The sequence below is a fragment of the Snodgrassella sp. M0110 genome (genome assembly GCF_016101465.1).
GTDB lineage: Bacteria > Pseudomonadota > Gammaproteobacteria > Burkholderiales > Neisseriaceae > Snodgrassella > Snodgrassella alvi.
On record NZ_JACFQM010000012.1, the window covers coordinates 37,542 to 46,976 of the forward strand.

A 9,435-nucleotide genomic window follows, 5' to 3' on the forward strand; every position below is an offset into this window, starting at 1 on the left:
ACTCTTCTGCAGTTGCTCATTCTGATGAAATTTTGGATACACCAGCGTCTTTAACTAGCATACAGACAACTATTATCCATAGTAAATATGCGTCCTTATATGCATCTTAAATAGCAAGCGTTCTTGAATATTTGCAGGTAAATCTTTCATACTGATTTTTCTGATTAGTTTAACCTTGTTTATATATGATTTAGTCATTTTTAAGCTTATGTATTAAATCATTAATCTTAGTTTGATTACTAAACGCAGGATTAACAATATTTTAGGAGAATAAAATAGATTTAAGGCTAACAGAAGCTAATCCAAACGGATCGATCCATAGGTGCATACCGATAAAGATTATGTCCGCCTCTTCGGCTGAGTAAAGCGAATTATATCAGGATTATAGTATCTGAAAGTATTGTAGTGCAGTCCGGTTTCTCTGTCTAAATACTGTTTCTGATACCGCAGGTTCTGTTGTATCTCTCTATGAGCAATCTCCTGTATCGGTTTGCCCCATAACTGATATGAACATTCCCAGACGATTTCACCGGCTTCATCCGTCAGCTCCTCCGGCATGCCGTTCAGGTCGGTATGGAAGTAGTAGATGTGCTCTTCCTGATTACCGTTTCTGTCTATCCGCGCCAGTGGTTCATAGCTGCCTTCACCGGTATACAGATACAAGCTCTGCCGTTTGTCTGCGCTGCTTTCCTGAATCATCTGCATCCTGTCCCACAGGAAGGTGGTGCGGTTGCATGGCTTGCCGTCTCGGTCCAGCCGGTGTTTTTCAATCCGCCGGCCAAGTACATCGTAGACGTAGCCGTAGCGTTCAGTATGGTTCAGCTATTCGATACGCACTTCGGCCAGGCGGTGTTCGGCATGGTAATGATAATACTGGGTACCGCTGGCGGTTTGTTTGCTGCGGACATGCCTATGCGGTATCAGTTTAGTTTGAAGGTGGTAATAAACAGTTTACCACCTGATTTTAAAGCTAAAATTTATTATTTCAGCATTGTTTTTCTGATGTTGCCAACGTTCACATTTTTATTATTGTAATTACAATTTAATTTTTTATTCAAAAATTCCTTCTTCCAAAAATCCTTCTTTTTTTAATGTTGCTATTCTTTCACGATTTTTTTCAGTAAGTTCTAATTTTTTGAATTTTTCTAATAATTCACACCCTTTTTCAGAAAGCTTAAATTTTTTTAAATATATTGGTATGGTTCGTTTTGGCGACAACAAAATGTATTCAGGATTTTTAAACCATAAGTCTAAAGATGCATCTGGAAAAGGAATATTCGGATTATTAAATACATTTTCACTTGGATCATAATCATCTTCTTCTGTTTTGGTAATCATTGATAAAAATTGATCAAAGGAATCTGCTACAAATCTTAAATTGGTATTTTGCTCCAGGTATCCGTTTATTACCTTCATATCAAAATACAAATCATTGACTTCATGATCCCAATGATAAATTTTGCCATTCGGATGTAAACAAAGTAAATCTCCATAATTCACAGTTGCTATAGCAATATGCTTTTCAGGTATTCTATTCAGATACGCATAGTTTGTAGCAATTAAATCTTCATCTTCTTTTTTTGAGAAGCCTAAAATAACTTCGAGCGGTAATTCTTCCCCTTCACAGTCAATACCATAACAAAATTCCATGTTATAAAAATCAATCACATTATATTGTTTTAAAAAATTAATATAAGAACTGTGTGATTTTTTTTTCAATTTTAATTTCGAAATCAGTTTATCAATATCTTCGGGTACTTTATATTTTGATTGAAACATTTTATTTCCTTTAAGGTTTATCCATGAATAAGTTCTGATGCACTACCTGTATGAGGAAAGTTGTAATGTAATTCAGCATCAAGAAGTATCAATGTCTCTTTATCAACATGATGCCACACTTTTCCTGGCGGAGCCTTATATATATCATATCCTTTGTATCCAATCTTTTCGCTTGCTATTTTGTTATCGTGTTTCCTATCACCATTAAACCTTGTTGAGGTTACTTCTTTTTCCGCATACGGGCTGAAATCCGGATTACCATATTTATCATACGTTACCGCCCGACCTTTATGGTCGTAGAAAGTAATAGATCCATCCGGATGATATGTTGTTCTGGAATGATCTAAATGCTTGTTCTTTGAGGAAGGCATTCGTTTTTTTCTGGCAGTACCACGTTTAGCCCATCCCCACGGATCGATCCACATAAACGCATTGGGCGCATACTGATACAGATTGAGTCCAGGGAAATACTGTTATGGTAAGACACCTTGGCAAACTTGGGTAGAGACAAAAGGACTGGCTAAAGAAAAGCAGCTAGAGAATTTATTTTACTCATCAGACAGTCATTGTGTTAGAACGAATGCCGATGAGTAGGTAGTATTTGTCAGATTAAGTTTGAGCTAGTACACATAAGTATAAATAGTCATAGAACTTCAACTGTACCAACTAGTTTAGGTCCTTCATAAATATTCATCATAAATCCTTTCTTAAGTAAAAAGCTTGGTGCATCTTCCATTAAAAAATAGGCTTCTCCTAAACCTATTCTTTGAGTGTATTCTACTAGCTCGTAACTTTTAACATTTAATACTAATGACCAAGATGAAATATCGCCATTTTTACCTTCCATTGGTTTAGTAATAACATAGTATTTTATATTTAGGGGAAGAGTTTTTTTTCCATCTTGTTGTATAGGGGTCCAATAAATTTTGACATTAACTCTGCAATTTTCCATTTTGTTTCTCCTCGTTAACATTTTGGTTGATGTATATATTTACTCCATTTAGGCTTTATTTTAGCCTTATTAAGGGCTACATTATCAATAAATCTAGCTTTTCCTATACCATCTAATCGAGGATTTTTATAGGCTGCATCTGCTATATTATCAGGAACGCTAACCTGAACGACACGGAAATCACCACCATGTCCCATTTTTTCACCCCATGTAACAGCATCTTTATAGGACTCAGCAAACCATTTTCCTTCTAAGGTGCTTGGAGGTGATGTCCACTTTCCAGTTTTCATTAATTCATCGTATTCTGCAAGATTCATACCTCTATATAAGAGCATTAAACCAAGTGGATCAATCCAAGTAAACCCATTAGGCGCATACTGATACAGATTCAAGCCACCCAGCAACCCAATCGGGTCTGGCTGAGTAAATCTACCTATATCCGGATCATAGTACCTGAAAGTATTGTAATGTAAGCCGGTTTCTCTGTCTAAATATTGTCCCTGATATCTGAGGTTTTGCTCTATGGGTTCGTGTTCGATTTCATGAATCCGCTTTCCCCAAAGTTGATAGCTACATTCCCACAGTATTTTACCGTTTGCATCGGTAAGTTCTTCCGGACAGCCATTCAGGTCGGTGTGGAAGTAGCGGATATGTTGTTCTTGGTTGCCGTCTGTGTCTATCCGCGCCAGTGGTTCGTAGCTGTTCTGATCTGTATAGATATATAGGCTGGTGGGGTGATTCGAGCCGGTTTCCTGAATCATTCTTAAGCCGTCCCACAGGAAGCGGGTACGGTTGTAGGGTTGGCCTTCGCGGTCTATCTGATGTTTTTCAATACGCCGGCCAAGGGCGTCATAGAGGTAGCGGTATCGTTCGGTTTTGTTAAGTTGTTCGATGCGTACTTCGCTCAGACGGTGTTCGGCATCGTAATGATAGTGCTGGGTTGCGCCGATGGTCTGTTTGGTCTGAGTTCTGCCGTGCTCGTCGTAGCTGTAGTGGTGCCCTCTGAAATGCAGGAGCTGGTTACAGCGAATCAGGTTGTAGTTGCTGTAGTCTTCTCTGTATTTGCTGTCCAGCAGGTTGGCAGCGGCATCATATTGCAGGGTTTCCCAGTATCTCTGGTTACGGCAGCCTTCGATTCTGCCAGTGTGATCATAGCGGTAATCGGTCTGCCCGTGTTTGCTGTGTTTTTTGCTTACCAATCGGTCGAGGTTATCGTACTGGTAGCTGCGTTCGATGAGGATATCAGGCAGGATGGGATTCTGATTGCGCTGTATCTGTTTGCGTTGCAGCCGGCTGTTGCGGTCGTATTTGAACTGGGTGTTCAGGCATCCCTGAGTGCGTAATATTTCGCGATACAGGTGGTCGCGCTCGATGTCGCTGATAATCTGTCCGTCTAGGTTAATCTGGTGTAGATGGCCGGAACCATAATACAGTTTGTTGATGGTGCGCCCGACGGCATCGCGTTTGAAGCGGTGTTCGATCTGATGCGGGCTGCCGGCTGCAAAACGCACGCTGCTGACGTTGTCGAGCAGGTCGTAGCTCAGCTGCTGTCTGCGCCCGTCCAGATCGGTCTGTTCGGTCAGGCGGTCGCCGGCATCATACTGAAACCGGTACTGTTCGCCGTTTTCGTTGGTCAGAGCGGTAAGGCGTCCGTAAGCATCGTAGCTGAAGCCGAGCTGACGGCCGGCAGCATCGATGCGGGTGTGTACCAGTCCGCGCGGGTCGCGCTAGTAGTGGGTGCTGTGGCCGGCAGGGTCGGTATAGGTCAGTAGCTGGCCGGAACTGTTAAATAATATGGAATATATAGCATAATTTTCTATATGATTTTTGTACTAAGTATGGGATATTTACAATTATCAAATGGAAAAATATATATACATTTGAACTATTCTATTCTTTTTTTCAACTTCCTAATTTCAGGTGTCAATGCAAAACAATCCTCTATTGGTTCTCCATCTAATGACCAGTAGCTTATCAAATCTATATATTCTTTATAATTATCGAAAAGAATATTTAATGCCTTGGTAATAATTTCATCACTTGGACTTAATCCAAAAGACAATAAATCGTTAATGACATCAAGAGATAAAATCATTAATTCTTTTTTTTCTTCCGATGAATATTTATTTTGTAAATAAGCAGAAATATATTTATTTAGCCATTCTTTCGTTCGATATTCATCGGGTAATTCATAAGCCCAATCCTGAGTAAATCGATCACCAAGTGGTAAACCAAGATCATCACATAGTCTTTTATTTTTTTGCATATTCATCCCTATTAATTTGGATACGATGAATTAAATGGAAATGATGTTCGTACCGAACCATCGGGTTTTACAACTACCCTTGCCATATCAGGAAATATTTCTGTCCCATCTGGTAAATAACCCCGACCCTTTATATTTTGGGGTAACGGTACATCATGTACACCAGATCCTTTTTTAGCGACATTAGCAATAAATTCAGCGGCTAATTTATCGTCATCATATTGACCTATTTGATGCCCTTTACTTCTTGCACGATCTTTTAATTGATTAGATTTTACCTTTTGTCCATGATCTGAAAAAGTATGACCATAGGTTGGTTTACTTTTTGGGTTGCCCCATTTAAAATTTCCACAACTCCACCCCCACGGATCAATCCAAGTCAACCCATTAGGCGCATACTGATACAGATTAAACCCACCCAGCAGCCCAATCGGGTCTGGCTGGGTAAAGCGTCCTATATCCGGATCATAGTACCTGAAAGTATTGTAATGTAAGCCGGTTTCTCTGTCTAAATATTGTCCCTGATATCTGAGGTTTTGCTCTATGGGTTCGTGTTCGATTTCATGAATCCGCTTTCCCCAAAGTTGATAGCTACATTCCCACAGTAATTCGCCGTTTGCATCAGTTAACTCTTCCGGGCAGCCATTCAGGTCGGTGTGGAAGTAGCGGATATGTTGTTCTTGGTTGCCGTCTGTGTCTATCCGCGCCAGTGGTTCGTAGCTGTTCTGATCTGTATAGATATATAGGCTGGTGGGGTGATTCGAGCCGGTTTCCTGAATCATTCTTAAGCCGTCCCACAGGAAGCGGGTACGGTTGTAGGGTTGGCCTTCGCGGTCTATCTGATGTTTTTCGATACGCCGGCCAAGGGCGTCGTAGACGTAGCCGTAACGCTGACTGCGGCCTGTTTGTTCGATGCGTACTTCGCTCAGGCGGTGTTCAGCATCGTAGTGGTAGTGCTGGGTTGTGCCGATGGTCTGTTTGCTGGCAGTTCTGCCGTGCTCGTCGTAGCGGTAATGGTGTCCCCTGAAATGCAGGAGCTGGTTACAGCGAATCAGGTTGTAGTTGTATTCTTCTGTCCCTCTTCGGTCTAGAAAATATGTAAAAAAATAAATTTAAAAATATCAAGAAGATTTTTAGTATCACTTCTGCTTTTATTTTACATTTCTTTTAAAAAAATATCTGAATATGAGCTTAAATCATCTTTATTTCTACCAATTGGATATTTTTTTCCTAATTTAAGTAGCCAATCACTAAATTTTTCTAAAAAAAATTTATTATTATTATTAACTTCAAATATTGCAGAATCAGAATAAGACTCAACTAATAAATCTAATATTTCCAAAAAATCTTTGTCATTTTTTAATATTTCCTCAACTTTAAGTAATTGAAGAGACTTTATTATATCTATTATTTGAGATAGTGTTAAAATGGTTGGGCCATTTTTTATGTCATTTAATATTTTTCGAATCATTACTATTTACCTAAAAATTAAAATGGAGAATTTATTAATGGAATATGTGACTGGTTCATTTGCACATCATCTCTTCCTCTACTATTCACTTTTGTTCCATTAGATAATGTATTGGTTTGTGCCGAATGAGCCCCACCAGTAGGACGTGTCGTAATTGAAGCTGTGGGGCCTTTTGCAGCATTTGAACTCGGATATCTAGCTACAGCATTAGGGTTTGTACCATGTCCATGTACTGAATATGTAATTCCATTGGAGTTTGTTTGATATTTAAAACCTCCTGATGGGAATTGTGATGAAGACATCCACTGATTAGAAATACCACCTTGGTTAGCCCATTTAGTAACGTCATTATATTTAATCTGACCATTATGAACTAATTCTGACGGATCAGTCGGACGTTTGTTAAAACGTCCTGTTTCATTATTACGCCAACGATTCGACTTACTATCAAAACTACAGCTCAAACCAAGTGGATCAATCCAAGTAAACCCATTAGGCGCATACTGATACAGATTCAAGCCACCCAGCAACCCAATCGGGTCTGGCTGAGTAAATCTACCTATATCCGGATCATAATACCTGAAAGTATTGTAATGTAAGCCGGTTTCTCTGTCTAAATATTGTCCCTGATATCTGAGGTTTTGCTCTATGGGTTCGTGTTCGATTTCATGAATCCGCTTTCCCCATAACTGAAAGCTACATTCCCACAGTATTTTACCGTTTGCATCGGTAAGTTCTTCCGGACAGCCATTCAGGTCGGTGTGGAAGTAGCGGATATGTTGTTCTTGGTTGCCGCTTGCTTCTATGCGAAACCGTGGTTGATTGCTATCTGTGGCGGTGAGGATAAAGAAATTAATTAAGCCATATAGTACCTACTACTTAAGCTTTATAATTTCCATTATTACTTTAGATATTTACGATTTTCTATAGCGTAATTATTACTATTCCATATTCTTAATTCATAAAAATTCTCTGTTGGTAAAATTGAAAACCCAAAAGAGTTACTTATGGCAACTAGCAAACACTCTAGCGTCTTGTTACTATTCTTTACTTTAATATTCCAAAATAATATTGGATTTTGCTTAATGTTATTAATATGCAATTTTAAATAATAATATGTATTACAAGTGATAATTTGGAAAACTACTAAATCATTATTATCAATACTACTCAAAAAATCACAAAATCGGTTAAATAATAAATTTTCATTTACTGATAAATCTACTGGCTGATATTCAATATTATCAATAAATTTTGACAAAAAGACATTATAATCATGCGACTCAAACGTTATCGAGTTGCTGTTATTATCAATCCGTAATTTATTTGAGATATTTTGAAGAATTGCTTTTTTTTCTTTTTTAATAACTGATAATTTCAATTTTTCTTTTAAAGATAATGACATTATTTTCTGCCTTTAGCGTTTGTAATTCCTGTCATATTTTCAGGAATATGTCCACCATGTTGATTATATCTTACTTTTGGTTGGAGAGGATCACCGTGCAAATCATCAGCAGTATGAAAATGAGGGCCGCGACCAAATTTATCTTCCTCGTGTAAAATAATGTATTTCTTATTTCCATCAACTTTATACTCCCAAACCGTTCTGTTTTCATACTTATTATCATAAACCTTTACTGGTTTTGGAGTATTTGTATTACGAGGAATTCTTAATCTCCGTTTTGCTTCTCTAAAGGCTGCTTTGAAACTTGTATTACTACACATCAAACCAAACGGGGCAATCCAAGTCAACCCATTAGGCGCATACTGATACAGATTAAACCCACCCAGCAGCCCAATCGGGTCTGGCTGGGTAAATCTACCTATATCCGGATCATAATACCTGAACGTATTGTAATGTAAGCCAGTTTCTCTGTCTAAATATTGTCCCTGATATCTGAGGTTTTGCTCTACTGATTCATGTTCGATTTCATGAATCCGTTTCCCCCATAACTGAAAGCTGCATTCCCAGAGTAATTCGCCGTTTGTATCGGTAAGCTCTTCCGGGCAACCATTCAGGTCAGTGTGGAAGTACATTACCCTTTCGGGCTCATTACCTCGTTTATCTATCCGCGCCAGTGACTCATAAATATTACGATTTTTATATTAATTAACTATTCGGATATTTATCTAAATAACCTTGACTTGATGGGTATTTTGTAAAAAAAGAAATTTTATTTTTATCAATAAATTCAATATCAAAAATTCTAGAACAATTTTTTTCCAAACCAATATCATAAGAATATAATTTTTCTTCAATCTCATCCAAAAGAGATATCGCCATATCATTAATAATCGAATTACATTCATTAATAAAAAAAATTACTTCTTTCGGAAAATTAGATTCAATAATCACTCCTTCATAATAATGATCAAACTTTTCAATTTTTTTATATTCTATAAGAGCATATCTCTGTTTATCTCTAAATGAAACAATATAGTCTTTCATCATTACCCTTTACATCCTTTGAAAATGCCAAATAGTTTACTTTTATTAGTATTAAAACCATTAATACCTTCTGAGTGAATTAATCTTGCATGGTTTACTCCCAACTTACCTTTAGATGGATCATGAATAACATCTAATCCAATTTTCTAAGATCTACGACTTTTGCTTCACCCACACTTGTCGTAGGCCTATTAGGAAAAGCTCCATTCCATATTTTAGTGGCTTCATCGACACTATTAGCCCTAATAACAGAAACACCTGGTGGAGCTAATTTTCCTTTATTAATAGCTTCTATTTCTCGAGGATTGAAATCAAATCCATAATGACCATTAGTACTAATCCTATAAATTTTAGTAGCATCAGAAAGTGGTAAGCCCTTTTCTAGAAGGGTGTCAGTCAATCCCCACGGATCGACCCAAGTCAACCCATTAGGCGCATACTGATACAGATTCAAGCCACCCAGCAGCCCAATCGGGTCTGGCTGGGTAAATCTACCTATATCCGGATCATAATACCTG

Annotated in this window: 15 protein-coding genes and 1 pseudogene; 2 read left to right on the forward strand and 14 right to left on the reverse strand. The window is 38.0% G+C overall.

Features of this window, described 5'->3' with window-relative positions; genetic code table 11:
• Positions 1–339 precede the first annotated feature (339 nt).
• On the reverse strand, positions 340–699 hold the full coding sequence (locus H3T84_RS11170) for an RHS repeat domain-containing protein (RefSeq protein WP_198219148.1): 360 nt from the start codon (positions 697–699) through the stop codon (positions 340–342).
• A 60-nt stretch (positions 700–759) separates the two neighbouring features.
• Between H3T84_RS11170 and H3T84_RS11175 the strand changes: the two genes are divergently transcribed.
• On the forward strand, positions 760–1,035 hold the full coding sequence (locus tag H3T84_RS11175; RefSeq protein ID WP_198219149.1) for a hypothetical protein: 276 nt from the start codon (positions 760–762) through the stop codon (positions 1,033–1,035).
• A 15-nt stretch (positions 1,036–1,050) separates the two neighbouring features.
• On the opposite strand, the gene H3T84_RS11180 is transcribed toward H3T84_RS11175, so the two are convergent.
• From H3T84_RS11180 to H3T84_RS11210, 7 genes and pseudogenes are all read right to left on the reverse strand, one after another.
• The gene (locus H3T84_RS11180; RefSeq protein WP_198219150.1) at positions 1,051–1,779 is read right to left on the reverse strand and encodes an SMI1/KNR4 family protein; all 729 of its coding nucleotides are present in this window, start codon (positions 1,777–1,779) and stop codon (positions 1,051–1,053) included.
• A 17-nt stretch (positions 1,780–1,796) separates the two neighbouring features.
• Complete coding sequence (locus H3T84_RS11185) at positions 1,797–2,204, reverse strand: HNH endonuclease (RefSeq protein WP_198219151.1); 408 nt, start codon at positions 2,202–2,204, stop codon at positions 1,797–1,799.
• 218 nt (positions 2,205–2,422) lie between these two features.
• Positions 2,423–2,731 (reverse strand): hypothetical protein, encoded by a 309-nt coding sequence (locus tag H3T84_RS11190; RefSeq protein WP_198219152.1) that lies wholly within the window; start codon positions 2,729–2,731, stop codon positions 2,423–2,425.
• Between the two features lie 14 nt (positions 2,732–2,745).
• The gene (locus H3T84_RS12545; RefSeq protein WP_198219153.1) at positions 2,746–4,242 is read right to left on the reverse strand and encodes an RHS repeat-associated core domain-containing protein; all 1,497 of its coding nucleotides are present in this window, start codon (positions 4,240–4,242) and stop codon (positions 2,746–2,748) included.
• A 42-nt stretch (positions 4,243–4,284) separates the two neighbouring features.
• Positions 4,285–4,443, reverse strand: a pseudogene (locus tag H3T84_RS12550) (RHS repeat protein); the annotation flags it as partial.
• Between the two features lie 173 nt (positions 4,444–4,616).
• A complete protein-coding gene (locus tag H3T84_RS11205) occupies positions 4,617–4,997 on the reverse strand; it encodes a hypothetical protein (RefSeq protein ID WP_037473648.1) in 381 nt (126 codons plus the stop codon).
• An 11-nt stretch (positions 4,998–5,008) separates the two neighbouring features.
• Positions 5,009–5,779 (reverse strand): RHS repeat domain-containing protein, encoded by a 771-nt coding sequence (locus H3T84_RS11210; protein WP_198219154.1) that lies wholly within the window; start codon positions 5,777–5,779, stop codon positions 5,009–5,011.
• 123 nt (positions 5,780–5,902) lie between these two features.
• Between H3T84_RS11210 and H3T84_RS11215 the strand changes: the two genes are divergently transcribed.
• Positions 5,903–6,088 (forward strand): hypothetical protein, encoded by a 186-nt coding sequence (locus H3T84_RS11215; protein WP_198219155.1) that lies wholly within the window; start codon positions 5,903–5,905, stop codon positions 6,086–6,088.
• 65 nt (positions 6,089–6,153) lie between these two features.
• On the opposite strand, the gene H3T84_RS11220 is transcribed toward H3T84_RS11215, so the two are convergent.
• From H3T84_RS11220 to H3T84_RS11245, 6 genes are all read right to left on the reverse strand, one after another.
• Complete coding sequence (locus H3T84_RS11220) at positions 6,154–6,468, reverse strand: hypothetical protein (protein WP_025315283.1); 315 nt, start codon at positions 6,466–6,468, stop codon at positions 6,154–6,156.
• Positions 6,469–6,485: 17 nt separating this feature from the next.
• Complete coding sequence (locus H3T84_RS11225; RefSeq protein WP_370524140.1) at positions 6,486–7,325, reverse strand: RHS repeat-associated core domain-containing protein; 840 nt, start codon at positions 7,323–7,325, stop codon at positions 6,486–6,488.
• A gap of 44 nt (positions 7,326–7,369) precedes the next feature.
• Complete coding sequence (locus H3T84_RS11230; RefSeq protein ID WP_174833549.1) at positions 7,370–7,873, reverse strand: hypothetical protein; 504 nt, start codon at positions 7,871–7,873, stop codon at positions 7,370–7,372.
• Positions 7,873–8,505 (reverse strand): RHS repeat-associated core domain-containing protein, encoded by a 633-nt coding sequence (locus tag H3T84_RS11235; protein WP_198219156.1) that lies wholly within the window; start codon positions 8,503–8,505, stop codon positions 7,873–7,875. The genes H3T84_RS11230 and H3T84_RS11235 overlap by 1 nt, the downstream gene beginning before the upstream one ends.
• A 73-nt stretch (positions 8,506–8,578) precedes the next feature.
• The gene (locus H3T84_RS11240; RefSeq protein WP_143421275.1) at positions 8,579–8,917 is read right to left on the reverse strand and encodes a hypothetical protein; all 339 of its coding nucleotides are present in this window, start codon (positions 8,915–8,917) and stop codon (positions 8,579–8,581) included.
• A gap of 133 nt (positions 8,918–9,050) precedes the next feature.
• Positions 9,051–9,435, reverse strand: a 385-nt coding sequence (locus H3T84_RS11245) for an RHS repeat-associated core domain-containing protein (RefSeq protein ID WP_198219158.1), incomplete at its 5' end; no start/stop codon positions are given.

Bases quoted from the DNA above. Each gene is read 5' to 3' on its own strand.
- H3T84_RS11185 (WP_198219151.1), bottom strand. From the start codon at position 2,204: ATGTGGATCGATCCGTGGGGATGGGCTAAACGTGGTACTGCCAGAAAA.
- H3T84_RS11230 (WP_174833549.1), bottom strand. From the start codon at position 7,873: ATGTCATTATCTTTAAAAGAAAAATTGAAATTATCAGTTATTAAAAAA.
- H3T84_RS11220 (WP_025315283.1), bottom strand. From the start codon at position 6,468: ATGATTCGAAAAATATTAAATGACATAAAAAATGGCCCAACCATTTTA.
- H3T84_RS11170 (WP_198219148.1), bottom strand. From the start codon at position 699: ATGATTCAGGAAAGCAGCGCAGACAAACGGCAGAGCTTGTATCTGTAT.
- H3T84_RS11210 (WP_198219154.1), bottom strand. From the start codon at position 5,779: ATGATTCAGGAAACCGGCTCGAATCACCCCACCAGCCTATATATCTAT.
- H3T84_RS11180 (WP_198219150.1), bottom strand. From the start codon at position 1,779: ATGTTTCAATCAAAATATAAAGTACCCGAAGATATTGATAAACTGATT.
- H3T84_RS11190 (WP_198219152.1), bottom strand. From the start codon at position 2,731: ATGGAAAATTGCAGAGTTAATGTCAAAATTTATTGGACCCCTATACAA.
- H3T84_RS11240 (WP_143421275.1), bottom strand. From the start codon at position 8,917: ATGAAAGACTATATTGTTTCATTTAGAGATAAACAGAGATATGCTCTT.
- H3T84_RS11235 (WP_198219156.1), bottom strand. From the start codon at position 8,505: ATGTACTTCCACACTGACCTGAATGGTTGCCCGGAAGAGCTTACCGAT.
- H3T84_RS11205 (WP_037473648.1), bottom strand. From the start codon at position 4,997: ATGCAAAAAAATAAAAGACTATGTGATGATCTTGGTTTACCACTTGGT.